This is a genomic window from Streptomyces sp. NPDC049585, assembly GCF_040675615.1.
GTDB lineage: Bacteria > Actinomycetota > Actinomycetes > Streptomycetales > Streptomycetaceae > Streptomyces > Streptomyces luteosporeus.
In genome coordinates, this window is the sequence record NZ_JBFAPE010000018.1 from 61,372 (window position 1) to 86,194 (window position 24,823).

General features: G+C 74.1%; 26 protein-coding genes, 1 tRNA gene and 1 riboswitch. Of the genes, 21 read left to right on the forward strand and 6 right to left on the reverse strand.

Features of this window, described 5'->3' with window-relative positions; all coding sequences use genetic code 11:
- The first annotated feature begins 43 nt into the window (after positions 1-43).
- Together rph and rdgB are read left to right on the forward strand one after the other, a co-directional pair.
- Positions 44-775, forward strand: coding sequence for a ribonuclease PH (gene rph / locus AB0K17_RS19545; RefSeq protein ID WP_365966723.1), 732 nt, complete (start codon positions 44-46; stop codon positions 773-775).
- Entirely contained in the window at positions 772-1,383 is a 612-nt protein-coding gene (gene rdgB / locus AB0K17_RS19550) for an RdgB/HAM1 family non-canonical purine NTP pyrophosphatase (RefSeq protein WP_365966722.1), read from the forward strand. Before rph ends, rdgB begins: the two co-directional genes overlap by 4 nt.
- A 47-nt stretch (positions 1,384-1,430) precedes the next feature.
- Here rdgB and AB0K17_RS19555 read toward each other — a convergent pair.
- A tRNA-Leu gene (locus AB0K17_RS19555) sits at positions 1,431-1,514 on the reverse strand.
- 244 nt (positions 1,515-1,758) lie between these two features.
- Here AB0K17_RS19555 and AB0K17_RS19560 point away from each other — a divergent pair.
- Entirely contained in the window at positions 1,759-2,286 is a 528-nt protein-coding gene (locus tag AB0K17_RS19560; protein WP_365983660.1) for a hypothetical protein, read from the forward strand.
- Positions 2,286-3,548 (forward strand): HAMP domain-containing sensor histidine kinase, encoded by a 1,263-nt coding sequence (locus AB0K17_RS19565; RefSeq protein ID WP_365983698.1) that lies wholly within the window; start codon positions 2,286-2,288, stop codon positions 3,546-3,548. The genes AB0K17_RS19560 and AB0K17_RS19565 overlap by 1 nt, the downstream gene beginning before the upstream one ends.
- A gap of 59 nt (positions 3,549-3,607) precedes the next feature.
- On the opposite strand, the gene bcp is transcribed toward AB0K17_RS19565, so the two are convergent.
- Positions 3,608-4,075 carry a thioredoxin-dependent thiol peroxidase gene (gene bcp / locus AB0K17_RS19570; protein ID WP_344434516.1) on the reverse strand — a complete coding sequence of 156 codons (468 nt, stop codon included), beginning with the start codon at positions 4,073-4,075 and terminating at the stop codon, positions 3,608-3,610.
- Positions 4,076-4,221: 146 nt separating this feature from the next.
- Between bcp and AB0K17_RS19575 the strand changes: the two genes are divergently transcribed.
- From AB0K17_RS19575 to AB0K17_RS19585, 3 genes are all read left to right on the forward strand, one after another.
- On the forward strand, positions 4,222-4,572 hold the full coding sequence (locus AB0K17_RS19575; protein ID WP_365966720.1) for a DUF3618 domain-containing protein: 351 nt from the start codon (positions 4,222-4,224) through the stop codon (positions 4,570-4,572).
- A 122-nt stretch (positions 4,573-4,694) separates the two neighbouring features.
- On the forward strand, positions 4,695-4,997 hold the full coding sequence (locus AB0K17_RS19580; RefSeq protein ID WP_048831771.1) for a co-chaperone GroES: 303 nt from the start codon (positions 4,695-4,697) through the stop codon (positions 4,995-4,997).
- A 21-nt stretch (positions 4,998-5,018) separates the two neighbouring features.
- A riboswitch (guanidine-III (ykkC-III) riboswitch) is annotated at positions 5,019-5,078 on the forward strand.
- Positions 5,079-5,109: 31 nt separating this feature from the next.
- Positions 5,110-5,430, forward strand: coding sequence for a multidrug efflux SMR transporter (locus AB0K17_RS19585; RefSeq protein WP_365966719.1), 321 nt, complete (start codon positions 5,110-5,112; stop codon positions 5,428-5,430).
- Between the two features lie 46 nt (positions 5,431-5,476).
- Here the strand turns inward: AB0K17_RS19585 and AB0K17_RS19590 are convergent, their stop codons facing one another.
- On the reverse strand, positions 5,477-7,759 hold the full coding sequence (locus tag AB0K17_RS19590) for a transglycosylase domain-containing protein (protein ID WP_365983661.1): 2,283 nt from the start codon (positions 7,757-7,759) through the stop codon (positions 5,477-5,479).
- Positions 7,760-8,002: 243 nt separating this feature from the next.
- Positions 8,003-9,325, reverse strand: coding sequence for an SGNH/GDSL hydrolase family protein (locus tag AB0K17_RS19595; protein WP_365983662.1), 1,323 nt, complete (start codon positions 9,323-9,325; stop codon positions 8,003-8,005).
- Between the two features lie 176 nt (positions 9,326-9,501).
- Between AB0K17_RS19595 and AB0K17_RS19600 the strand changes: the two genes are divergently transcribed.
- The 7 genes from AB0K17_RS19600 (at position 9,502) to AB0K17_RS19630 (ending at position 16,296) form a co-directional block, all read left to right on the forward strand.
- Positions 9,502-10,794: a DUF445 domain-containing protein gene (locus AB0K17_RS19600; RefSeq protein ID WP_365966716.1), complete on the forward strand. Its 1,293-nt coding sequence runs from the start codon at positions 9,502-9,504 to the stop codon at positions 10,792-10,794.
- Positions 10,795-10,835: 41 nt separating this feature from the next.
- Complete coding sequence (locus tag AB0K17_RS19605; protein WP_365966715.1) at positions 10,836-11,036, forward strand: DUF3311 domain-containing protein; 201 nt, start codon at positions 10,836-10,838, stop codon at positions 11,034-11,036.
- 41 nt (positions 11,037-11,077) lie between these two features.
- Positions 11,078-12,565 carry a sodium:solute symporter family protein gene (locus tag AB0K17_RS19610; RefSeq protein WP_365983699.1) on the forward strand — a complete coding sequence of 496 codons (1,488 nt, stop codon included), beginning with the start codon at positions 11,078-11,080 and terminating at the stop codon, positions 12,563-12,565.
- 72 nt (positions 12,566-12,637) lie between these two features.
- Positions 12,638-12,952 (forward strand): DUF6412 domain-containing protein, encoded by a 315-nt coding sequence (locus AB0K17_RS19615; protein WP_365983663.1) that lies wholly within the window; start codon positions 12,638-12,640, stop codon positions 12,950-12,952.
- A 115-nt stretch (positions 12,953-13,067) separates the two neighbouring features.
- Entirely contained in the window at positions 13,068-13,808 is a 741-nt protein-coding gene (yidC, locus tag AB0K17_RS19620) for a membrane protein insertase YidC (protein WP_365983664.1), read from the forward strand.
- Between the two features lie 133 nt (positions 13,809-13,941).
- Positions 13,942-14,799 (forward strand): fumarylacetoacetate hydrolase family protein, encoded by an 858-nt coding sequence (locus tag AB0K17_RS19625; protein ID WP_365983665.1) that lies wholly within the window; start codon positions 13,942-13,944, stop codon positions 14,797-14,799.
- A 144-nt stretch (positions 14,800-14,943) separates the two neighbouring features.
- The gene (locus tag AB0K17_RS19630; protein WP_365983666.1) at positions 14,944-16,296 is read left to right on the forward strand and encodes a choice-of-anchor A family protein; all 1,353 of its coding nucleotides are present in this window, start codon (positions 14,944-14,946) and stop codon (positions 16,294-16,296) included.
- Positions 16,297-16,316: 20 nt separating this feature from the next.
- On the opposite strand, the gene AB0K17_RS19635 is transcribed toward AB0K17_RS19630, so the two are convergent.
- The gene (locus tag AB0K17_RS19635; protein WP_365983667.1) at positions 16,317-16,949 is read right to left on the reverse strand and encodes a pyridoxamine 5'-phosphate oxidase family protein; all 633 of its coding nucleotides are present in this window, start codon (positions 16,947-16,949) and stop codon (positions 16,317-16,319) included.
- A gap of 94 nt (positions 16,950-17,043) precedes the next feature.
- Between AB0K17_RS19635 and AB0K17_RS19640 the strand changes: the two genes are divergently transcribed.
- Positions 17,044-17,976: an aminoglycoside phosphotransferase family protein gene (locus AB0K17_RS19640; RefSeq protein WP_365983668.1), complete on the forward strand. Its 933-nt coding sequence runs from the start codon at positions 17,044-17,046 to the stop codon at positions 17,974-17,976.
- A gap of 10 nt (positions 17,977-17,986) precedes the next feature.
- Here the strand turns inward: AB0K17_RS19640 and AB0K17_RS19645 are convergent, their stop codons facing one another.
- Positions 17,987-19,075, reverse strand: coding sequence for a Gfo/Idh/MocA family oxidoreductase (locus tag AB0K17_RS19645; RefSeq protein WP_365966708.1), 1,089 nt, complete (start codon positions 19,073-19,075; stop codon positions 17,987-17,989).
- A gap of 56 nt (positions 19,076-19,131) precedes the next feature.
- Here AB0K17_RS19645 and AB0K17_RS19650 point away from each other — a divergent pair, with 56 nt between their 5' ends.
- From AB0K17_RS19650 to AB0K17_RS19675, 6 genes are all read left to right on the forward strand, one after another.
- Positions 19,132-20,367, forward strand: coding sequence for an ROK family transcriptional regulator (locus AB0K17_RS19650; protein ID WP_365966707.1), 1,236 nt, complete (start codon positions 19,132-19,134; stop codon positions 20,365-20,367).
- 67 nt (positions 20,368-20,434) lie between these two features.
- Positions 20,435-21,202: a hypothetical protein gene (locus AB0K17_RS19655; protein ID WP_365983669.1), complete on the forward strand. Its 768-nt coding sequence runs from the start codon at positions 20,435-20,437 to the stop codon at positions 21,200-21,202.
- Positions 21,203-21,313: 111 nt separating this feature from the next.
- Entirely contained in the window at positions 21,314-22,093 is a 780-nt protein-coding gene (locus tag AB0K17_RS19660) for an HAD-IIA family hydrolase (protein WP_344434496.1), read from the forward strand.
- Positions 22,094-22,233: 140 nt separating this feature from the next.
- Positions 22,234-22,884: a hypothetical protein gene (locus tag AB0K17_RS19665; protein WP_365966705.1), complete on the forward strand. Its 651-nt coding sequence runs from the start codon at positions 22,234-22,236 to the stop codon at positions 22,882-22,884.
- Between the two features lie 24 nt (positions 22,885-22,908).
- A complete protein-coding gene (locus AB0K17_RS19670; protein ID WP_365966704.1) occupies positions 22,909-23,601 on the forward strand; it encodes a class F sortase in 693 nt (230 codons plus the stop codon).
- Between the two features lie 161 nt (positions 23,602-23,762).
- Positions 23,763-24,809, forward strand: coding sequence for a glycoside hydrolase family 6 protein (locus AB0K17_RS19675; protein WP_365983670.1), 1,047 nt, complete (start codon positions 23,763-23,765; stop codon positions 24,807-24,809).
- Positions 24,810-24,823 lie beyond the last annotated feature (14 nt).

Consider the following 24,823-nt stretch of genomic DNA (forward strand, 5'->3'; position numbering starts at 1 on the left):
CAACCGGAACGGGGCCCTCTCTTGTCCCGATAGGCTCACCACCATGTCTCGCATCGACGGCCGCACGCCCGACCAGCTCCGCCCCGTGACCATCCAGCGCGGCTGGAGCAAGCACGCCGAAGGCTCCGTCCTCGTCTCCTTCGGCGACACCAAGGTCCTCTGCACCGCCAGCGTCACCGAAGGGGTGCCCCGCTGGCGCAAGGGCACCGGAGAGGGCTGGGTCACCGCCGAGTACGCGATGCTGCCCCGCGCCACCAATACCCGCGGCGACCGCGAGTCCGTCCGCGGCAAGATCGGCGGCCGCACCCACGAGATCTCCCGCCTCATCGGCCGCTCCCTGCGCGCCGTGGTCGACTACAAGGCCCTCGGCGAGAACACGATCGTCCTCGACTGCGACGTCCTGCAGGCCGACGGCGGCACCCGCACCGCCGCCATCACCGGCGCCTACGTGGCCCTGGCCGACGCCATCACCTGGGCCCAGGGCAAGAAGCTCGTCAAGCACGGCCGCAAGCCGCTGACCGGCACCGTCTCCGCCGTCAGCGTCGGCATCGTCGACGGCACCCCGCTGCTCGACCTGTGCTACGAGGAGGACGTGCGCGCCGAGACCGACATGAACGTCGTCTGCACCGGCGACGGCCGCTTCGTCGAGGTCCAGGGCACCGCCGAGGCCACCCCCTTCGCCCGCGACGAGCTCACCCGCCTCCTCGACCTCGCCGTCGCCGGCTGTGCCTCCCTCGACGCCGCCCAGCGCCAGGCCCTGGAGGGCACCCTGTGAGCACCCGGCGCCTCGTCCTTGCCACCCGCAACGCCGGGAAGATCACCGAGCTGCGCGCCATCCTCGGCGCGGCCGGCCTCGACGTCGAACTCGTCGGCACCGACGCCTACCCCGACGTCCCCGACGTGAAGGAAACCGGCGTCACCTTCGCGGAGAACGCCCTCCTCAAGGCCCACGCCCTCGCCCGCGCCACCGGACTGCCCGCCGTCGCCGACGACTCCGGCCTGTGCGTCGACGTCCTCAACGGCGCCCCCGGCATCTTCTCCGCCCGCTGGGCCGGCCGCCACGGCGACGACCGCGCCAACCTGGAGCTGCTCCTGGCCCAGCTCTCGGACATCGCCGACGAGCACCGCGGCGCCCACTTCGCCTGCGCCGCCGCCCTGGCCCTGCCGGACGGCACCGAGCGCGTCGTCGAGGGCCGCCTCGAAGGCACGCTGCGGCATGCGCCGTCGGGCAGCGGGGGCTTCGGCTACGACCCGATCCTGCAGCCGCTGGACGACACGCGCACCTGCGCGGAGCTGACGCCGCAGGAGAAGAACGCGATCAGCCACCGGGGCAAGGCCTTCCGCGGGCTGGTGCCGGTGATCCGGGAGCTGCTGACCCCGTGAACGCCGAAGGGCCGTCCCGCTGAACGCGGACGGCCCTTTGTTCTCTGTGCGGCCGGAGGGACTCGAACCCTCACGGGTGTGAACCCACTGGGACCTAAACCCAGCATGACTGCCAATTCCATCACGGCCGCTCGGCACGGCCATCGTACTGGGCCGCAGCTCGGCCGCGACCACGGTCATCGGTATTCGGCCGCCCGCGGCCGCCGGCGCCCCGAGCTCCTCGATCGGGCACGGCAGTTCACCTGCCGCCGGCCGTGGTGCGGTGCGGGTGTCCGTCCGCGCACAAGGGAACGTCCGGCCGTATTTCTCCGTCACTCAGGGTGGGGAGGGCAGGCCCCCGCAGGAACGGCCGCCCGTGAGCGAGGAAGAGAGCCGATGACCGATCGCGCCGCGGCCCGGTGGGCCGGCCTGCGTACCGTGGTTGCCGGGCTCACCGGGGTGCTCGCGCTGGTGCTGGGTGCGGTGTGGCTGGGGGACGTCACGGACCGGGCGAGCGTGGTGGACGCGGCGCCGAAGACGGCGGCCGCCCAGAAGTCGAGCGCCCAGCAGGACTCCCAGGTGGAGCTGGACGACGCCACGTCGCGGCAGCTGCCGGGCGTACGCGACTGCGGGGTCGGCGAGCCGGTGCCGGAGCCGACGATCATCACGCTGGACTGCTCGACCTCGGGCCGGGTCGCCAGCGGCATCCGCTGGGACGACTACGCGGCGGACGGCGCGGCCGGCAGCGGCGTGGTGCAGGTCTCCGGCGGCGCGGCGGGCGGCGCGGGCAAGTCGTTCCCGGCCAAGCTGCGCCTGTACGGCCCCAAGGAGGTGGACGGCTCCGTGGCGTTCACCGCGCTGGAAGTCGTCTACACGGGTGCCACCCCGGCGGGTGAGCACCGAGAGGTGCTCCCGATCGCGTGATGGGTATCCGGGGCCGGATCGCGTTCGCGATCTCCTTCGTCACCGCCTTGGCCGTGGTGGTGCTGGGCGTGGCCGTGCACCACATTTCCGGGCTGGAGCGCGAGCGCCAGGCCAAGGCGTACCAGGACGGCCTGCTGAGCTCGGCGTTGCAGATCTACCAGCGCGACGGTTCGCTGGCGCTGGGGGCACAGCTCGACGACTCGACGTTGCCGTTCCCGCTGCGGCAGGCGACGGCCAAGGGGGAGTCCGGGACGTACATCAGCGGGGGCGAGGATCCCCGGGTGTGGGCGGCGACGCCCGTCGGCGGCGACAAGGTCTTGTCGATCTCCGCGTCGTACCCGGCGCGCGACCCGTTCCAGACGGCGCTGGACAAGGCGCTGGTGGTGGCGGGCGCGGCGACCGTGGCGCTGATGGCCGTGGTCGCGTGGTTCGTGGCGCAGGGGTTGTCGCGGCGGCTGCGGCTGAGCGCGGCCGTGGCGCGACGGATCGCGGCGGGCGAGGCGCCGGACGCCCGGGCGCTGGACAGCGGCGGCCGGGACGAGGTGGCGGAACTGGGCCGCTCGGTGCACCACATGGCGACGTCGCTGGCCGCGCGGGTCTCCGCGGAGCGGCAGTTCACCGCGGACGTGGCCCATGAGCTGCGCACCCCGGTCGCCGGCCTGGTGGCGTCGGCGGAGCTGCTGCCGCACCCGCGCGCGGTGGAGATGGTGCGCGAGCGGGCGCAGACGATGCGGGCGCTGGTGGAGGACCTGCTGGAGGTCTCCCGGCTGGACGCGGGCGTGGAGAGCGCACAGCTGGACGCGGTGGAGCTGCCGTCGCTGGTGCGCGGGGTCGTGGGCCGGGCGCAGGGCCAGCGCGGGGTCGCCGACGTGGCCGTGTCGGTGGTCGGCGAGGGCCGCATCGTGAGCACGGACGCGCGCCGGGTGGAGCGCATTTTGGTCAACATCCTGGCGAACGCGGCCAAGCACGGGCGGCCGCCGATCGAGGTGACGGTCGAGGGCACGCGGATCGTGGTGCGCGACCACGGGGACGGCTTCCCGCCGGGGCTGGTGGACCAGGGGCCGCGCCGCTTCCGTACGGCGGCGCCGGAGCGCGGCACGGGCCACGGCCTGGGGCTGACGATCGCGGTGGGCCAGGCGGCGGTGCTGGGGGCGCGGCTGTCGTTCGGGGAGGCGGCCGGCGGTGGCGCCATGGCCGTCCTCGACCTGCCGGAGGCCGAGGACGTGCCGGAGGACGTGGCGGTGACGGCCTCGGGGGCGTGAGACGCGGGCCGGGTAAGGACCGGCGTCCAGGGCTGCAGCCCCTTACGGCCCGGGTCCTTCTACAGACCCAGGTCCTTGATGATCTTGGCGACGTGGCCCGTGGCCTTGACGTTGTACAGGGCGCGCTCGACCTTGCCCTCCTCGTCCACGATCACCGTGGAGCGGATCACGCCCGTGACGGTCTTGCCGTACAGCTTCTTCTCGCCGAAGGCGCCGTACGCCTCCAGGGTCGACTTGTCGGGGTCCGCGAGGAGGGTGACCTTCAGGCTCTCCTTCTCACGGAACTTCGCGAGCTTCTCCGGCTTGTCGGGGGAGATGCCGATGACGTCGTAGCCGTGGCCGGCGAGCAGGTCGAGGTTGTCGGTGAAGTCGCACGCCTGCTTGGTGCAGCCAGGGGTCAGGGCGGCGGGGTAGAAGTAGACGATGACCTTGCGGCCCTTGCGGTCCGCGAGGGAGACCTCGGTCCCGTCCGCGTCGGGGAGGGTGAAGGCGGGGGCGGTGTCGCCGGGCTGCAGTCGCTGGCTCATGGCTCTCCTCGGGAGGTCGCGTTACGGTCCGTCCCGAGCGTAGTCAGGTCACGGATCGGGGGTGCCGCGGGGCGTGGCCGGGGCGCAGCTGACAGACTGTAGTCATCACTCTTCATCATTCTTATCGACGAGACGGAGGCAGCGCGGTGGCTGAGGCCAGGACCCCTGCGCAGATCGAGGCGGACATCGCCCGCCGGCGGCAGGAGCTCGCCGTGGTGCTCGACGAGATCGGGGTGCGGATGCACCCGAAGACGATCATCGGGGACGCCCGGGCGAAGGTGGCGTCGAAGGTGGACCGGACGGCGGGCCGGGCGTACGTGGCGGCCAACCGCGTCGTCTCCGACGTGCGCTCGCGCTTCGTGGACGAGGAGGGCCGGCCGCGGCTGGAGCGGATCGTCCCGGTGGCGATGGTCGCGGTGGGCGTGCTCGGCCTGCTGACGGCGTCCGCCAAGAGCTCGGGCAAGGACGCCAAGGGCGGCCGCCGCCGGGGCCGCTAGGCAGGGGCGATTTCCGGCAGGTTCCTGTACGGATGGCGGCCCTGTGACACCGGTCCCGGCCGGGGCCGGGTACCGTCGTGGGCGTGAGGACGAACACCAGCCACGACAAGCTGCCCATCCGCATGCTCCACGACCGGGTTCTGGTCAGGACCGACATCCCGGAGGGCGAGCGCCGGTCGACCGGCGGCATCGTCATTCCGGCGACGGCCGCGGTGGGCCGCAGGCTGGCCTGGGCCGAGGTGGTCGCGGTCGGGCAGAGCGTGCGCACGGTGGAGCCGGGCGACCGGGTGCTGTACGACCCGGAGGACCGCGCCGAGGTGGAGGTGCGCGGGGTCGCGTACGTCCTGATGCGCGAGCGGGACCTGCACGCGGTGGCGGCGGAGCGCCTGGAGGGGTCGGAGGACTCAACGGGCCTGTACCTCTGAGGCCCGTCGGGCCTGCTGTTTGTTACCGTCGTACGTACCCGACGAGACGCGCCGTACCGGGTCAGGACAAGACGACGCACCCCTGGACGTTCCTTTCCCGGAGGTGCCCGTCATGGCATGGTTCCTGCTCGTCGTCGCCGGCCTGCTGGAGGTCGGCTGGTCGGTCGGCATGAAGTACACCGAGGGCTTCACGCGCCCCCTGCCCAGCGTGCTGACGATCGCGGGCATCGCGGCCAGCATGTACCTGCTCTCGCGTGCCGCGCGGACGCTGCCCATCGGCACGGCGTACGGCGTCTGGGTCGGCATCGGCGCGGCCGGCGCCGCGGTGGCCGGCATGGTCCTGCTGGGCGAACCGGCGACCGCCTGGCGGATCTTCTTCGTGGTGCTGTTGCTGGTGGCGGTGGTGGGCTTGAAGGCCACGGCCGGCCACTGAGGCGGCTGGGGGTCCGGGCCGGCCATTGAGACCCTGGGGGCCGCCCTCAGTACTCGTATCCCAGCAGGTCCCTGCCCTCGCCCGGCGGGCCGAAGGTGGGCGGTCCCTGCGGCGTGGGGAAGCCCGGCGGGGTGACCGGCGGCGGGCCGGGGAACGTCGGCTCCGGCGGCGGGGAGAACGTCGGCGGACCCGTGGGCGGCCCCGTCGGGCTCGGCGGGCCGCTGGACGAGGGCGACGCCGAGGACGGCGTCGGCTCCGGGGCGGGCGGCGTCGCGCCGCTTTCGAGCACCAGGTCGAAGTCGGTGGCCTCGGTGCCCTCCAGCGCCTTGGCGGTGTAGGCGCCCCAGATCTGTGCGGGGTAGCCGCCGCCGTTGATGCGGGGCTCGCCCGCAGCGCCGTACAGGGACTTCTGGTCGCCGGTGTCGGGGTCCTGGCCCATGACGGCCACGACGGTGGCCAGGTCGGGCGTGTAGCCGGCGAACCAGGCGGCCTTGTCCTCCTCCGCGGTGCCCGTCTTGCCGGCCGCGGGCCGTCCCGCGGACTGGGCCCGGCGCCCGGTGCCGGACTCCACCACGCTCTGCAGGATGGACGTCGTGGTGTCGGCGGCCTCGCGGGAGACGGCCTGCCGGGTGTCGTGCCCGTCGGGCAGCTGCACCTCCTCGCCGCCCTTGGCCACCTTCTCGACCAGCGTGTACGGGCCGTGCCGGCCGTGGTTGGCGAGGGTGGCGTACGCCTGGGCCATGTCCAGGACGCTGGCGGTGGCGGGGCCGAGAGCGATGGAGGGGGTGGCCGTCAGGTCGGGGGTCTTCTCGGGGACGCCGAGGGCGACGGCGGTGTCCTTGACCTTGTCCGGGCCGACGTCCTGGGCCATCTGGGCGTAGACGGCGTTGACGGACAGGTCGGTGGCGCGGGTGACGGTGATGTTCGGATAGGAGATGCCGTCCTCGTTCTCGGGGCTGTAGCCCACCGGTCCGTTCGCTCCGAGGACGGGCCGCTTGTTGGTGCCGTCGTAGACCGTGTAGGGCGTGATGGTCTGGCCGCCCTGGGTGGTGGAGTGGTTGTCGACGGCGGAAGTGAAGACGAACGGCTTGAAGGTGGAGCCGACTTGGTAGTCGCGCCGGGTGGCGTTGTTGACGTACTGCTTGGTGTAGTCGATGCCTCCGTAGAGGGCGACGACCTTGCCGGTCCTGGGATCGACGGAGGCGCCTCCCGCGCGCACGTACCGGTCGACGGTGCGGCTGGTGCCGAGGTCGTTCATCAGCTCGGTGCGCACAGCGGAGACGAAGGCGTCCTCCTTCTCTTTGTCGATGGTGGTGGTGATGCGGTAGCCGCCGGCGGCGAGCGTCGTCTCATCGACGATCTTGTTGCTGGTGAGGTAGTCCTTGACGGCCTCGACGAGGTAGCCGCGCTGCCCGGACATGTTCAGGCGCGGCCTGCTCTTGCCGGGATTGGGGAAGGCCATGGCCGAGCGCTGCGCAGGGGTGAGCCACTTCTTCTTCACCATGCCGTCGAGAACGTAGTTCCAGCGGGCCAGGGCCCGGCCCCGGTTCTCGGGGTGGGCGCCGACGTCGTAGGCGCTGGGGGCGTTGAGGAGGGTGGCGAGGTAGGCGCCCTCGGCGGTGGTGAGCTGGTCGGAGTCCTTGCTGAAGTACGCCTGGGAGGCGGCCTGGATGCCGTAGGCGTTGCGGCCGAAGTAGCTGGTGTTGAGGTAGCCCTCGAGGATGTCGTTCTTGCTGTACTCGCGGTCCAGCTTGATGGCGATGAAGAACTCCTTGACCTTGCGGCTGATGGTCTGCGCCTGCACCAGGTAGTAGTTCTTGACGTACTGCTGGGTGATGGTGGAACCGGACTGCTTGCCCTTGCCGGTGGCGGTGTTCCAGGCGGCGCGCAGCATCGCCTCGGGGTTGACGGCGGACTCGGAGTAGAAGTCGCGGTCCTCGGCGGCCAGTACGGCGTGCTGCACATCCTTGGGGACCTTGCTCAAGGACACGCTCTCGCGGTTGACCTCGCCGTCGCGGGCGAGTTGGGAGCCGTCGGAGTAGAGGAAGACGTTGGACTCGGCCGTGGCGGCCTTGTTGGCCGGGGGGATGTCGACCAGCAGGTAGCCGGCGACGAGCCCGCCCACGATGAGGAGCACGATCAGCAGGAAGGCGCCGAGGACCATGCGCCAGGTGGGCAGCAGCCGGCGCCAGCCGTGGCGGCGTGCCCGCCCGGGCCGGCCCGGCCCGGCCGGCCGGCCGGGGTCCGTGGCCTCCCGGCCCCTGGGGGCCCAGCCCGGTGGTGCGTGGCCGCCACCAGCGGGACGCTGCTGTGACTGCTCGTCGCTCATGTCTCTTGGGACTCCTCGGCCGCCGCCGGGGTTGTGCGGCCCCGGCGACGGGCTGTCGTCTGACGGCGGTTGAGAGCGCTGCAGGACTGCGTTCCACGCCCCCGGGACACTGTCGCATCATGCGTTCCGGTGCGGGGGCCAGCGCACCGTTGAGGGCCCCGGAAGGGCCTATCGGGCCGGTCCGACCACTCCTGGGGGTGAAACACGGTGATTCGAGGTTCGGACCTCACCCCATCGGGGGCGCTACAGCCGGGCCGGGCCCTGCCCTTTGAGCGTCGCCAGGTCCAGGGCCTTCGCCATGACCAGGTAGCCGGTGTCGTTGGGGTGCAGGTGGTCCCCGCAGTCGTAGGCCGGCAGCAGCCGCTGCGGGTCGGCCGGGTCGCGCAGCACCACGTCGAAGTCGACGACGTCGTCGAAGACGAGTCCGGTGCGGATGGCGTCGTTGACGCCCTGACGGACCAGTTCCTGGTCGGGGCCGGTGCCGACGCGCCCGCCGAAGGGCGACAGCGTCGCGCCCACCACCCGCAGCCCGTGTGCGTGGGCCCGGTCCACCAGCCGCTGCAGGGCCGCCACGATCGCCTCGGGGCGGGTCTGGCGGGGGCGGCGCAGGATGTCGTTGACGCCGAGCTCGACGACGACGGCGCGCACGCCCGCGCGCGCGAGCACGTCGCGGTCGAAACGCTCCAGCGCGCTGGGGTTGTTCACCCGGGAGGCGCCCATGCCGCCGAGCAGGACGCGGTTGCCGCTGATGCCCTCGTTGAGCACGCCGTAGCGCGGGGCGCCGGGTTCGGTGTGCAGGCGGCGGGCGAGGAAGTCGGTCCAGCGGCGGTCGGCGCCGACGGTGGCGGAGACCCCGTCGGTGATGGAGTCGCCGAGGGCCACGACCGCACCCTGTGCCTCGGTGCTGCGGACGTCGACGGCGGTGACGTAGCGCCAGAAGGGCGTGGGGACGGTGTACGCGCTGCCGTCGCCGTCCTGGGTGTGGTCGCCGGCCGCGAGGAACGACAGCTGGCGTGCGTGCGGATGCAGGGTGACGGGCCCGGAGGGGCTGGGCGAGTAGGTGCTGACGAGCAGGTCCGCCGGATAGCCGACGGCCAGGCGCACCGGGTCGCTGACGGCCGCCCGCCCGGCCGGGATGGTCACCGACGTGCGCCCGCCGAAGGTCAGGGCGCGCACGCTGCCCGGCACGGCGGCGGGGCTGCCGGGCGCGGCGGCCACGGCGAGGGAGGCGTGGCCGATGGTCAGCGGGGTGGTGCCGAAGAGGTTGGACAGCTGCACCCGGGCGGCGGTGCCGGCCAGCGTGGTGTGCACGACGTTGCGGATGGACCGGCCGGCGTAGCCGTGGGCGGTGCCCGGTTCGGCGGCGGCCGGGGCGGCGGCCCAGGAGCCGGCCCAGCGGCCGGGGGCCGGCGTCGCGGGGCGCGCGGGGACCGCCGGCCGGCGCTGCGCGGGTGCGCCGGCGCCCTGCGTGCCCGCCCATATCGGGACCGACACGGCCAGCAGCGCTGCCGCCAGCGCGGCGAGCACGGCCCGGACCGCGCCGCGCGGGGCCGGGGGCCTGGTCATGGCGGCGATCTCCTGTCCGAGGCGTCGGACACGGGGAACTCTTCGTCCGTCCCCCGAGTCGGTCGGGTAGGGACAATGCACAGGGGCGACAGCCGGAACGGGTGGTGTGGATGAAACGGTTCCACGGTGCGGGGCCGGCTGCCGCCGGAGGCGGCGCGAATGCCGCCGATGGGGTGATGCCCGGCCGTCCGGGCGGCTTCACCTCCGGCGCCGCCGAGAGCGCCGCCGACGCCGAGAAGCGGCGCGGGGTGCGCCGGATGAAGGCGCTGGCGACGGGCCTGCTGCTGGCGGTGGCGCTGGTGTACGCGCTGGCGAAGTGGGCACAGGCGGCGGGTGCGGGCGGCTGGGCGGCGTACGTGGCCGCGGCGGCGGAGGCCGGCATGGTCGGCGCGCTGGCCGACTGGTTCGCCGTCACCGCGCTCTTCCGGCGGCCGATGGGGTTGCCGATCCCGCACACGGCGATCATCCCGACGAAGAAGGACCAGCTCGGCCGGCAACTGGGCGACTTCGTAGGGGAGAACTTCCTGTCGCCCGAAGTGGTGCGGCTGCGGCTGCGCTCGGTGGGCATCGGTTCCCGGCTGGCGGCCTGGCTGGCGGACCCGGCGCACGCCGACCGGGTGACGGCCGAGCTGGCCACGGCCCTGCGCGGGGCGCTGACCGTGCTGCGGGACACCGACGTGCAGGCGGTGGTGGGGGAGGCCGTCACCCGGCGCGCGGAGGCCGCGGAGGTCGCCCCGGGCATCGGGGCGGCACTGGAGCGCATCGTCGCCGACGGCGGCCACCGGCGGGTGGTCGACCTGGTGTGCGCCCGGGCCCGCGACTGGCTGGTGCTGCACGGCGACTCGGTGGCGGCTGCCGTCACCGGCGGGGCGCCGGGGTGGACGCCGCGCTTCGTCGACCGCAAGGTGGGCGAGCGGGTCCACAAGGAGCTGCTGCGCTTCGTCACCGAGATGCGCGACATGCCCGACCATCCGGCCCGCGGCGCCGTGGACCGCTTCCTCGCCGACTTCGCGCACGACCTGCAGGCGGACGACGACACCCGGGCGCGGGTGGAGCGGCTGAAGTCGGAGCTGCTGGGCCGGGGCGAGGTGCAGGAGGTGATCGCCTCCGTGTGGTCCGCGGTGCGCGGGATGATCGTGGCGGCCGCGGAGGACGAGCACAGCGAGCTGCGGCGGCGCACCCGCGCGTCGGTGCTGTCCCTGGGCACCCGGATGACGGCGGACGACCGGCTGCGGGCGAAGGTCGACGGCTGGCTGGAGGACGCCGCGGTGTACGTGGTGACGACCTACCAGAACGAGATCACCGCACTGATCACGGACACCGTCGCGAGCTGGGACGCCGAGCACACCTCCCGCAAGATCGAGGCGCACATCGGCCGGGACCTGCAGTTCATCCGCATCAACGGCACGGTGGTGGGCGCACTGGCGGGCCTGCTCATCCACACGGCGTCCCGACTGCTGGGGGCGTGAGGGGCGGCGCGGGCCGCCGCTCGCACCTAGGGTCGGACAACGTGCTGAAGAAACGTCCCCACCTGCTGTGGCTCCTGGCGCCCTACGGGCTGTACCTGGTGGCCCTGCCCCTGGCGAACCGTCTGCGGCCCACCGTCGCGGGCCTTCCCTTCCTGTTCTTCTGGCTGCTGCTGGCCACTCTCGCCACCCCCCTCGCCGTCTGGCTGGCCTGGCGGGGCGACCGCAAGCAGGGCCGGGCGTGAGCGCGAACGCCGCCGTCGCGACCGGCATCTTCGGCGGATTCATGGTGCTCACCGTCGCCCTCGGACTGCTCGCCGTGCGCGGCCGCACCCGCCGTGATCCGCACGGCGCCCTTGCGGACTGGTCGGTCGGCGGGCGCAGCCTGGGCAGCGTCTTCATCTGGGTCCTGATGGCCGGTGAGGGCTACACCAGCTTCAGCTACCTCGGCGCCGCCGGCTGGGGCTACAACCACGGTGCGCCGGTGCTGTACGTGATCGCGTACCTGTCCTGCGGCTACGCGATCGGGTACGTCGTCGGGCCGGCCCTGTGGGCGTACGCACGCCGCCACAACCTGGTGACCATCACCGACATGGTGGCCCACCGCTACGGGCGGCCCTGGCTCGGCACGCTCGTCGCCGTCCTGGCCACCGTCTGCCTGCTGCCCTACATCCAACTCCAGATCACCGGCATGGGCGTGGTCGTCTCCACCATCTCCTACGGAACCATCGGCCTGAACTGGGCCTACTTCATCGCCTTCGCCGTGACGACCGCCTTCGTGGTCGTCAGCGGGCTGCGCGGCAGCGCCTGGGTCTCCGCGCTCAAGGACGCCCTGGTCATCCTCACCCTCGGCTTCCTCGCCGTCTATGTGCCGCTGCACTACTTCGGCGGCTACGGGCCCTTCCTCGACCGGCTGGTGACGCAGAAGCCGGACTGGCTGACGCTGACCGGGCACGGCGGCAGCGGCATGGGCGTGAGCTGGTTCGCCACGACCAGCCTGCTGAACTCCCTGACCGTCGTCATCTTCCCCACCACGGTCGCCGGCTACCTGGGCGCGCGCAATGCCGACGCGCTGCGCCGCAACGCCGTCCTGCTGCCGTTGTACAACGTGCTGCTGTTCGTGCCGATGCTGCTGGGCCTCGCGGCCCTGTTCGTGGTGCCGGGGCTCACGGGGGCGGGCTCGAACCTCGCCCTGTTCAAGCTGGTCGTCGACTCGCTGCCCGCCTGGGCGGTGGGGGTGACGGGAGTGGCCGCGGCCCTGTCCTCGATCGTGCCGATGGCGGTGTTCATGCTGGTCATCGGCACCATGTGGGGCCGCAGCGTGCTGGGTGCCGTGCCCCGCCTCGCGGGCCGGCCGGACCGGCAGAAGACGGCGGCGCAGGTCGTCGTGGTGCTCTCCGGCGCGCTCGCGCTGCTGCTGACGTACACCGAGCCGAACACGCTCGTGCGGCTCTCGCTCATCTCGTACGAGGGCATGGCCCAGCTCGTCCCGATGATCCTGCTGGGGCTGATGTGGCGCAGGCTGACGCTGTGGGGTGCCCTGAGCGGGCTCGCGGTGGGCGGGACGCTGGTGTGCGCCCTGGTCTTCACCGAGCACGACCCGGTGGGCGGGGTGAACGCCGGCGCCCTGGCGCTGGCCGTGAACCTGCTGGTCGCGGTGGGTGTCTCCGTGTGGGGGCCGAAGCCGTCGGCGGCCGACGCGGCCCGGCCCGACGAGGAGGTCCTGGCCCGGGACCCGGGCCCGGATGCGACCGCTGTCAGTGGGGGCGTCTAGTATCGGTTCCGAGCCGATGAGTGCTCAGGAGTTCGACGGGCAAAGGGCCGGACGGCCCGGGAGGGGAGTGCCATGAGTGCCGTGTTCCGCACGCACATCGGCCTGCTCCTGCTGCTGTTCGCCGAACTCCTGCTGACCCAGAGCGGCCTGGGCGGCCTGCTCGGCGCCCTCGCCCTCGCCACGGCCACCGCCGTGGTCGCCGCGGCGGCGCTGCTGCTGTGCGCCGCGGCCGCCGCCCGCTCCAGCGGGCCGCTCACCCCCATGCGCATACGCACCGCGATACGCGACCGCGAGCTGCGCACGGCCTTCCTCGCCCAGCGCGACCCCGACGCCCGGGGCCGCCGCCGTCCCCGGGCACCGGGGTACGCCCTCCCGGCGACCGCCTAGGCACTCCGCCGCGCACCGGCCGCAAGGCCCCTGCGCAAGGGCTGCCCTGGCGACTCGTCACGCCGATCGCTCCACCTTCCTCATCGGCACGACGGGACCCCCGGAGGGCTCACCCATGTCCGTCTTCGCATTCCTCGCCTCGCTCCTCGGCCACGTCGCCGACGCCCTGGACCCGCTGTTCGGTGCCTCGGCGGCGGCCGCCGCGGTCGTCCTGCTCACCATGGCCGTACGGCTCGCCCTGCACCCCCTGGCCCGGTCCGCGGCGCGCGGCGAGCGCACCCGCGCCGAGCTCGCGCCCCGGCTCGCCGAGCTCAAGCGCAAGCACCGCAAGAACCCCGAGCGGCTGCAGCAGGAAGCCGCCGAGATGTACCGGGAGGCCGGCTCCTCGCCGCTGGCCGGCTGCCTGCCGATGGCCGTCCAGCTGCCGGTCTTCTACGTCATGTACCACCTCTTCTCCACCGACGGCGGCGGCGACCTGCTGCGGCACACCCTGCTGGGTGCGCCGCTGGGCGACCGGTGGACCGACGCCCTGGCCGACGGCGGGCCGCTGGGCGCGCGGGGGCTGGTCTACCTGGGCCTGTTCGTGCTGGTCGCGGCCGTCGCCACCTGGACGTACGTGCGCGCCCGCAAGGCCGCGGCCGCCGTTGCGGCCCCCGCCGCGGGGGACGAGGAGGTGCCGGGCGCCGCGGTGCTGGCCCGCATGGGCAAGGTGCTGCCGCTGCTGTCCTTCGGCACCCTCGTCACCGTGGCCGTCGTGCCGCTCGCGGCCGGCCTGTACCTGGTGACGTCCACGACATGGACGGCGGTGGAGCGGCTGGTGCTGCAGCCCCTGCGCACACCGGCCGAACGGGCCTGAGCCACCCGGAGGAACAGCGCCCCGCGACGGGGGCGGGAGGGGCCCACGGGCCGAAAGGGGGCTTGTGGAGAGGGCCTCCGGTCCTGGACGATCAAGCCGGGCCCGACGACTTGAGGACAACCGGAGTGTGGCGATGAGACTGCTGCGGGTCGGACCCGCCGGTGGCGAACGTCCGGCGCTGCTCGAGGAGGACGGCACCCTGCGGGACCTGTCCGCCCTGGTGCCGGACGTCGACGGCGCGCTGCTCGCCGACCCCGCCGCACTCGACCGCATCCGGGCGGCCGTCGGCGCACGCGTCCTTCCCGCCCTCGACCCGTCCGGGCTGCGCGTCGGCCCGCCGGTCGCCCGCATCGGCAAGATGGTCGGCATCGGCGTCAACTACCACGACCTCGTCGCCGAGATGCGGGTGGGCGTCCCCACCGAGCCGGTCGTCTTCCTCAAGGCGCCCGACACGGTCGTCGGCCCGGACGACACCGTGCTCGTGCCGCGCGGCAGCGTGCGCACGGACTGGGAGATCGAACTGGCCGTCGTCATCGGACGCACCGTGCGCTACCTGGACTCCGACGAGGAGGCCATGGCGGCGGTCGCCGGCTACGCCGTCGCCAACGACCTCTCCGAGCGCGACTTCCACCACGGGCGCGCCGGCCAGTGGGGCAAGGGCAAGAACTGCGAGACGTTCAACCCGCTCGGCCCCTGGCTGGTGACCGCCGACGCGATCCCCGACCCGCAGGACCTGCGCATGCGGCTGTGGGTCAACGGCCGCCTGGCACAGGACTCCGGCACGGCCCGGATGATCTTCCCGGTGGCCCGGCTGATCCGCTACCTCAGCCACTACATGCCCCTCCATCCCGGCGACGTGATCAACACCGGCACTCCGGCGGGCGTGGCCCTGGCCCAGCCGGAACCCAAGCCGTACCTGCGGGCCGGGGACGTCCTGGAGCTGGAGATCGAGGGGCTGGGCCGGCAGCGGCAGGAACTCAAGGACGCCTGACGCCCTGGCGGGGCGCAGCACGATCCGCCGGATACTCCCCAGTGCCCTGACGCCCTGTCGAAAGATGGGGCTGCTGGGCCGTCCGGGGCAGTCGGTGGCGTGTGCTGCCGGCTTCCGGTCCGCCCGTTATGCATATTTTCGTACATGGAGCAGAAGGAGTACGTGCGCTGGCTCAGGGTGAACCGCCCCGCTGCGTCCGGCATGGCCCTGCTCTCCCTCATCGGGGGCACGCTGCTGGCCGGCGCCTTCACCCTGCTGGGCAGCACCGGCACGGCACCCGCCCCCACCGGGCCCGGCCCGTGCGTCCCGGGCAGCTGCCCCCGCTCGTACCCCGAGCCGCACCACGGCCCCCTCAGTGGCCGTGACAACGGCGTCAACGTCTTCGTCGGCGGCGACTACGCCGTGCGGGCGGCCGCCGCCGGAGCCGAGGGCCGGGTCGTCGTCCTCGGCGACGTCGACGTCGCCAAGGACACCGGAGTGTCGCCCGACTACAACATCGGCGTGCTCGCCACCGGTTCCCGCGTCGTGCCGGACGACGGCTCGCCGTTCCTGCGGGCCGGCGGTGACCTCAAGGTCGCGGCCGGCCAGCGGCTGGTGGCCCGGGAGGGCCCGGTCGCCGGTACCGTCGCCTACGCCGGCCGCCTCCACACCGGCACCGTCGCCCCCAAGGCCGTACGTGATGCGGGTGCCGTCGCCGCATACGGGGCCGTCCGCGACCGGCTGACGGCCGCCAGCACCTGCTACGCCTACGACGGGGGCCTGCCGCGCAGGACCACGGGCAGCGCCGTCAACCGGGGCGGCACCACGGTCCTCACCGGCAACGGCAGCTCCACCCCGCAGGTCTTCGACGTCCCCTTCGACATCGCCGCGCCCGGCGGCGGGCCGCAGGAGGTGTCCTTCCGCAACGTGCCGCCCGGCGCGACCGTCCTGGTCAACCTCACCAACCCCACCGGGCGCACCCGTACCCTCAGTACCGCCGGCTCCGTCACCGGAGTGCGGCGCGAGAAGCTCCTGTGGAACTTCCCCGACGCCCAGGACGTCCGCCTGGCCGGCAGCGGCCACCTGGAGGGCAGCGTCCTCGTCGGTCGGCGCACCAGCACCGTGCGGGTCAGCGCCCCGGCAGTGAACGGGCGGCTGTTCACCGCCGGTTCGCTCGTCCACGAGTCCCGCGCGGGAACCAGCGGCCAAGCCCTGTACGCGTACCCCTTCGAGGGCACCCTGCCGGAGTGCGGCACGGCCCCCACGGCCGACCCCGACGACTCCGGCGAACCCCTGCCCCTGCCGGTGCCCAGCGGCCCCCGGCCCCCCGACCCGGCCGGCCTCGCCGGCCCCCAGCAACGCGCCGCCGCCCCCGCCCCCGAGGCCCCCCGCGCCCGCCGCACGCCCGCCCGCAGCGGCCCCCCGATGAGCCCCGCGCTGGCCCTGGGCACGGCCCTGGTCACCACGGGCGCGGTGCTGGCCCTGGCCGTCCTGTACCGCACGCGGGTCGATCGCTGACGCCGAGCGCTCCCGCTCCCTCAGCCGTAGAGTCTCTCGGCGTAGCGCGGGCCGTAGTAGTGCTCCAGCTCCTCCAGGGACTGCTCCGGGCTCTCCAAGGTCTTGGCGATGCGGGCCCGCGAGGGCATCGCCTGGGGGGTCCAGGTCTCCGGCTTCCACAGGTCGGAGCGCAGGAAGGCCTTCGCGCAGTGGTGGAAGACCTCCTCGATCCCGACGACCAGCGCCAGCTGGGGGCGGTGGCCGGCCACGGTGAGGCGGTCGAAGAAGGGGGCGTCGCGCAGCAGGCGGGCCCTGCCGTTGATGCGCAGGGTGTCGCTGCGGCCGGGTATGAGGTAGATCAGGCCGACGTGCGGGTTGGACAGGATGTTGTGGAAGCCGTCCGCGCGGCGGTTGCCGGGGCGTTCGGGCAGGGCGACGGTGGTGTCGTCCAGGACGAGCGTGAAGCCGGCCGGGTCGCCCTTGGGCGAGACGTCGCAGGAGCCGTCGGCGGCCGACGTGGCCACCAGGCAGAACGGCGACTGCGCCAGCCACTGCCGGTCCAGCTCGTGCAGGCGGTGGCGCACCTTGTCCCGGGCCCGGGGGAGTGGCGGACCGAGCAGTTCCGTCAGTTCCTCGTGCGTGGTGATCTCGGCTGTGTCCGCGGCGGTCCCCATCGGTGCCTCGTCCCTTCGTGCAGTCGCACCCGCGCGCGCCTGCCGTGCGAAAACGCTTCGACGGAGCGCGGCTCCCGAGGGCAAGATCGCACGCATGAGCAACCTCAGCAAGCGTGCAGAACACGCTGTGGCCCTGGCCACAGCGGCGGGAGAGCGGTTAGGGCTGCGGGCGGAGCAACCCCGCGTCCTGCACGACGTGTTCAACGTGCTCGTGCACCTCGCCCCGCACCCGGTGGTCGTGCGCGTGCCGTCACTGACGCTGGTCACCACCGGGGAACAGGCGGCCAAGCAGCGCCACGAACTGGCCGTCACCGGCTGGCTCGCCGACACCGGCGCGCCGGTCGTCCGCCCCAGCCCGCTGGTGCCGCGCGAACCCGTGGAGTGCGGGGGACGGTCCCTGACGTTCTGGGAGTTCGTGACGGAGGAACCCCTCGCCGACGGCGCCGACCTGGCAGAACTCTTCGTCCGCCAGGCCGCGGACGCGGCCGCGCTGCACCGGCTGCTGGCCGACTACCCCGGCGGGAGCGAACTGCCCGTGCTCTCCCCGCTGGTTCCGGCGACCGGCGCCGCCCTCGCCCGCCTGCGCACCCAGGACGGCCACGGCCTGACGGAGGCCGAACTGCAGCGGGCGGAGCGGGAGTACGCCGTCCTGGAGACCCTGGTGCGCGACCTGACGGCGCACTTCCCCGGCGCACGCGTCCAGACCCTGCACGGAGACTCGCCCGCGTACAACATCCTGCGCACCACCGGTGGTCCCCTCTTCAGCGACTTCGAGGACGTCACCCGGGGGCCGGTCGAGTGGGACCTGACCCTCGCCGGCCCGCAGGCCGTCGAGGCGTACGAGCGCGCCGGCGGCCGGCCGGTCGACCGCGCGCTGCTGGACGTCATGGACGGCGCCCGCCTGCTGCAGGTGGTCGGCGCCCTGGCGCTCGTACCGCAGATGCCGGAGATGGGGCCGATGATGGCGCCCGCCATCGACCTGTGGCGCAGCCGGGCCCCGCTCGCCCTGCCGCAGGGCGCCCCGTAAGGGGCACGTCTCAGTCCTGCGGCAGGGGGTCCAGGGTGACCGTGGTGCCCTTGGCGGCCGATTCCCTGGCCGCCTCCAGCACCCGCAGCGCGGCCGCGGCCTCCCGGGCCGTGACGGGCGGTTCGCCGCCCGTGCGCAGGGCCTCGGCGACGGCGGCGTAGTACGCGGGGTAGTCGCCCGGAAGGGTGCGCACCGGTTCGCCGCCGCCGGTGAGCGGGGACTCGCCCGCGCCCAGCCGGCCCCAGGCCGACTCCGCCTCGACGCCCCACGACGACGCCGTGCCCGGGCGCAGGCCCTCGCGCAGGGCGGCCTCCTGGGGGTCGAGGCCGTACTTCACGTAGCCCGCCGTGCTGCCCAGCACGCGGAAGCGGGGGCCGAGCTGGGCGGCGGTGGCGCTCATCCACAGGTGCGAGCGGACGCCACCGGTGTGGGTGAGGGCGATGAAGGTGTCGTCGTCGGCCTCCGCGCCCGGACGGCGCACGTCCGCCTCGGCGTAGACGGTGGTGACCGGGCCGAAGAGGGTCAGTGCCTGGTCGACCAGGTGGCTGCCGAGGTCGTAGAGGATCCCGCCGACCTCGGCCGGGTCGCCGGACTCCCGCCAGCCGCCCTTCGGGTGCGGCCGCCAGCGCTCGAAGCGCGACTCGAAGCGCTGGATCTGCCCGAGCGCGTCGTCGGCGACGAGTTTGGCGACGGTGCGGAAGTCGTTGTCCCAGCGGCGGTTCTGGAAGGCACTCAGCAGCAGGCCCCGGTCCTCGGCCAGCCGGGCCAGCGACTCGGCCTCGGCGGCGGTCGCGGCCAGCGGCTTGTCCACGACGACGGCCAGATCGGCGTCGAGCGCGGCGCGGGCGAGGGGGACGTGCGTGCGGTTGGGGGTGGCGACGACGACGAGGTCGAGCTCGCCGGCGCGGGCCCACAGCTCGTCGGCGGTACCGGCGACGTGGACGCCGGGGTGCTCGGCGAGGGCCTGGTCGCGGCGGTCGGGGTTGGCGGTGACCACCGTGTCCAGGACGAGCCCGTCGGTGGCGGCGACCAGCGGGGCGTGGAAGACGGAGCCGGCGAGGCCGTAGCCGAGGAGGCCGACGCGGAAGGGATGGTCCATGGACTCCACTTTGGCAACAGTGTTGCGTAAGTGCAAACGGGAGTGAGAATGGGCCCGTGAGCAATCTTGGGGCCAACCTCTCCGTCCTGCGCGACCACAACACGGCGGTCGTGCTCGGGCTGCTGCGCGACGCGGGCGAGCACGGCGCGAGCCGCGCCGAACTCGCGGCCGCCACGGGGCTGACACCCCAGGCCGTCAGCAAGATCACGGCCCGGCTGCGGGAGGAGGGACTGGCCGCGGACGCCGGCCGCCGCGCCTCGACCGGCGGCAAGCCGGCGGCGGCCCTGCGGCTGGTGGCAGGCGCTGCGCTGGCGGTGGGGGTGCAGGTGGACCGGGATGCGGTCACGGCCGTGCTCGTGGATCTGGCGGGGGCGGTGCTCGCCGTGCGGACGGCGCCGGTGGCGTTCGGGGCGGGGGCGGAGGTCGTGCTGTCCGCTGTCGCGGGCGAGGTGCGGGCCGTCGCGGAGGGTGCCTCTTTCCCCGATCCCGCCCCTTCACCGTTTCCTGAGGGGCTGCTTCCTGAGGGGCTGCGCCCCCCGGCCACCCCGGGGCCGCGCTCAGCGTGGTCTCCTCGAATGCCGCACGGGCTGGAGGGGGAACCCGCAGGAGGCGGCGCCAGGCTTCTCGGCGTCGGGATCGCCGTGCCCGGGCCGCTCGACCATCGGCTCGGGGTGCTCGGCAAGGTGACCGGGTTCGCGCAGTGGGACGGGTTTCCGTTGCGGGACGCGTTGCGCGAGCGGCTCGGGCTGCCCGTCGTCCTCGACAAGGACACCAACGCCGCCGCCCTCGGTCTCACCCGCCGTACGGCGCGGCCCGGCGGCTCCTTCGCCTATCTCCACCTCGGCACCGGTCTGGGCGCCGGTCTCGTGCTCGGCGGGGCGGTGCACCGGGGTGCCAGGACGGGGGCGGGCGAGTTCGGCCACCAGGTGCTGCAGCTCGACGGGCCCCCGTGCGCCTGTGGCCGCCGCGGCTGCCTGGAGGTGCTGTGCCTGCGCGCGGTCGCCGCGGGCGACCGTGCGCAGGCCGCGCGCCTGCTCGGCACCGGTGCCGCCAATCTCGTCCAGCTCCTCGACGTCGACCGCGTCGTGCTGGGCGGCCGTACGGTCCTGGCCGATCCGGAGGTGTACCTGCGCGGCGTACGGGCCGAGGTGCCGGCCACCGTCGCGGTGGCCGTCGCACCCGCCAGGGAGCGCACCGTCGCCGAGGGGGCGGCGGAGTCGGTGCTGGCTCCGCTGTTCGGGCCGGCCACCCGCCCGGATGATGCGATCATCGCCCCGATGAGCGGCGTTTGACGGCCAGTCGGGTGTAAACGCCCGCTCCGCCCTCCGGTGTCGCGGGCACCGTGGGAGGTTCCCTCACATGCCTCCACGACGCCTGCGGCGTGCCCTTCTCGCCGGCGCCGCCGTCCTCGCGCTCGGCGCCGCGACCGGCGCGGCACGCCCGTCCGCGGACACCCACGGGCTGCACTGCGGCGACCCGCGCAGCACCGAGTTCCCCATCACCTCGCGCCTGATCGGTGGCCCGGAGGCGTACGAGCGCGGCGGGGCGCCCGCCGCCTGGCGGCTGGAGCTGCACAACACCACCGCCGGCGCGTGCCGGGACGTCCATCCCGTCGCCGTCCTGGCCGACCGCCGGCGCGCCCTGCAGCCGGGCCACTTCCACCTGGACTTCTACGACACCGCGCACTCCCGCTGGCAGCCGGTGCGCTTCGAGCGGACCGACGAGGCGGAGAACGTCGGGGTCCTGGAGTCCGGTTTCGCCGTTCCCGGCCACGGCACGCTCGTCGTGCCCGTGCGCCTGGGGTTCTCCGGCGACGCGCCCGAGGGGCCGGTGACCGCCAACGTCACGACCGTGCAGCGGCGCGGCGCGGACGGCGCGTGGGTGGGGGAGTCCGGCGACTACGCCTTCGCCGTCGGTGCCGGTACCGGTGCCGGTGCCGGTGCCGGTGCCGGCGACCCCGGTTCGCCGGCGCCGTCCCCGCGGGGCACTCCCGCCCGTACGCCGGTGGCCGGCGGGCTCGCCGACACCGGTGACGCCCGGCTGATGTTCGGCCTGGGCGCGGTCTCCGGCGTCCTGCTCGTCGCCGGTGCCGGACTGCTGTTCGGGGGCCGCCGGCTGCGGCGCTGATGCCTGCCGGGCGACTGACTAGGCTGGGGGTGCCGGGACGGCGCACGAGTGGTGCCGTTCCGGTTGTCAGCAGGCCCCCGCCGCGGGGCGCGAGCACGGCAGGAGTCCGTTGTGGCAGAGCGCAAGCCGATCGAGTCCTGGCTCACCGACATGGACGGTGTCCTCATGCACGAGGGCATCCCGATCCCCGGTGCGGACACCTTCCTCAACCGGCTCCGCGAGTCCGGCAAGCCCTTCCTCGTCCTGACCAACAACTCCATCTACACCCCGCGCGACCTGCACGCCCGGCTGCGGCGCATCGGCCTGGAGGTGCCGGTGCCCAACATCTGGACCTCCGCGCTGGCCACCGCCCAGTTCCTGGACGACCAGCGGCCCGGCGGCACGGCGTACGTCATCGGCGAGGCGGGCCTGACCACCGCCCTGCACGACATCGGCTACGTCCTGACCGACTCCGACCCCGACTACGTGGTGCTCGGCGAGACCCGGACGTACTCCTTCGAGGCGCTCACCAAGGCCATCCGGCTGATCGAACAGGGCGCGCGGTTCATCGCCACCAACCCCGACGAGACCGGCCCCTCCGCCGGCGGCCCGCTGCCGGCCACCGGTTCCGTCGCGGCCCTGATCACCAAGGCGACCGGCGCCGAGCCGTACTTCGTCGGCAAGCCGAACCCGCTGATGATGCGCGCCGGCCTCAACGCCATCGGCGCCCACTCCGAGACCAGCGCGATGATCGGCGACCGCATGGACACCGACGTGCGGGCCGGTCTGGAGGCCGGCATGGAGACCTTCCTGGTGCTCACCGGGCTGACCCGGCCCGAGGAAGTGGACCGCTTCCCCTACCGCCCCTCACGCGTCGTCGACTCCATCGCCGACCTCGTCGAGCTGATCTGACGGACCCTCGCCGGCCCGCCGGCGTTGCTCCGTTCGCCGCCCGGTGGGCTGAGCCGATCACCGGATGGAGCAATAGGACTACGGTCCGGATGCGGCGGCGGACCGTACCGGGTGAACCTCTGGATGACAGGAGGTTCACCATGGATGCAGTCCGCTTCGCCCTCTGCGGAGCCGTGACGGCGGCCCTCACCGTCTGCGCGGGCCCCGCCCACGCCCACGACGGTCCCGCCCTGCGCTCCGGAACCCTGCAGCTCGCCCCGGTCTCCGGCAGGCCCGGCGGCGAGGTGCGGCTGCGGGTCTCCGGCTGCGCCGGAGAGCGCGGCACCGCCTCCTCCGAGGCGTTCGTCACCGACGCCCGGCTCGCCAAGGGCACCACGGGCCTGTTCGCCGAGGCCACCATCCGCCGAGCGGTGCGCCCGGGCACGTACCCGGTGAAGGTGACCTGCGCCGGCACGGACGCCACCGCCGACGGCCGGCTGACCGTCGTCGACGCCCACCGCGGCACCGCGCCCCACGACGGCCCCGACGACGACTTCGAGGCCGCCGGGCGCGCCGGCCACGACGCGTACGGCGGGCACGAGGAGGACGACGACGGGTTCGGGGACGCCGCCGGCCGCGACCGGGCGCACCCGCACGCCTCGCCGGTCGCCCCGGTGCCCGCCGGGGGCGGTGGCAGCGTGCCGGCGCCCGAGCGGCCCGACACCGCCGGCCTCGTCCTCGCCGGCACGACCGCGGCCATCGCCGGCGGGCTGATCTGGTACCGGCGGCGGACCGACGCGGCCGGGCGCTAGGGGCGCGGGAGGCGAACGGCTGCCATGTCTGCCCCCTCTGCGCGTTCGAGCGGCACCGGCCGCCTGCTGACCGGCGTGGCCTGGGCCGCCCTGCTGGCCGCCCTGTGGCTGTGGGGCCGCGACATCACCGAGGTGCCGGTCGCCGGCGACACCACCACCGGCGACGTCGCCGCCGTGGGCCGGCCCGCCCCGAGCGAGCTGCCCCCGGCGCACCCGCCGCTGGCCGGGGCCCGCCCCCAGGGCCTGGCCATCAAGGCCATGAACGTGCGCGCCCCCATCGAGGAGCACGGCCTGAACCCGCTCGGCGCGGTGGACCCGCCCCCCTACGACCGCCCGGGCGCCGTCTCCTGGTACCGGGACGGGCCCCAGCCCGGCAGCGCCGGGACCGCCGTCCTCGTCGGCCACCTGGACACCGACCGCGCCCCGGCCGTCTTCTACCGGCTCGGCGAGCTCAAGCGCGGCGCGAAGGTGAGCATCGCCCGGGCCGACGGCTCCATCGCGGAGTTCACGGTCGAGGACGTCTCCGTCTACGGCAAGGACCGCTTCGACGCCGCCAAGGTCTACGGCCCCCGCGAGAAGGGCCGCGCCGAACTGCGCCTGATCACCTGCGGCGGCGCCTACGACCACGACGCCGCCTCCTACACCGCCAACCTCGTCGTCTCGGCCTACCTGACGGGTGTCGTCGAGCCCGCCCCCGCCGCCGGCCGGACGACGTGAGGACCTCCCGGCCGGCCGGTCCCCCGGGAGGACGACGCACCCCGTGTCGTACCGGGACCGCCCCCGCAGGGGGGTGCACCTGTGCCAGCATGGACGGGGCCCGCAGGGCCCAGGCACGTTGGCACGTCACCTCCACAGGCAGTACACCCAAGGGGGAGTGGATGTACCGCAGTCGGTCCGGCCGCCCGCGCCGGGGACGCAGGGCGGCGGTGGCCCGGGGCGCGGCGGCGGTGCTCGTGCTGCTGGCCGCCGCGGGCTGTTCGACGTCTCCCGACGAGGGCCCGGCCACGGGCGCGGCCTCCCTGCGCCCGCCCTCCCAGCTGCCCAAGGAGCGCACCCCCTTCTGGGTGAACCCGGACGGCACGGCGGCCCGCGCGGCCGTCCGGCTGATGAAGGACGGCAACGCGCACGACGCCGCCCTGCTGCAGAAGATCTCCGCCCGCCCGGTCGCCGAATGGGTGGGCCCCGACGACCCCGACGGACAGACGCGCGGTTTCACCGAGGCCGCCGCGGACGCCGACCGCGAGGCGCTGCTGGTGCTCTACAACATCCCCCACCGCGACTGCGGCCAGTACTCGCGGGGCGGCGCCGCCGACGGCAACGCCTACCGGGCCTGGCTGGAGAAGGCGGCGAGCGGCATCGGCGACCGCCGGGCCACGGTGATCCTCGAACCCGACGCGCTGCCGCACATGGAGGACGGCTGCACCCCCCAGCAGTTCCACGAGGAGCGCTACGCCCTGCTGAAGGAGGCCGTCGGCAGGCTCAAGGCCCTGCCGCACACCAGGGTCTACCTGGACGCGGGCAACCCGAGCTGGGTCACCCCCGCCGACCGGATGGCCGAGCCGCTGCGCCGCGCCGGCATCGACCGGGCCGACGGCTTCGCCCTGAACGTCTCCAACTTCCAGACCACGGACGCCAGCAAGGAGTACGGCCACCGCCTGTCGGAGCTGCTGGGCGGCAAGCACTTCGTCATCGACACCAGCCGCAACGGCAACGGCCCGCTCTCCGGCGACCACGACAAGGCGTGGTGCAACCCCGCGGGCCGCGCCCTCGGCGACCCCCCGACCGTGCGCACCGGCGACGCCCTGGTGGACGCCTTCCTGTGGGTCAAGCGGCCGGGGGAGTCCGACGGCGCCTGCCGGGGCGGCCCGGACGCGGGCAAGTGGTGGGAGCCGTACGCCCTGGAGCTGGCCCGCAACGCCCACTGACCGGCGCCGGCCGG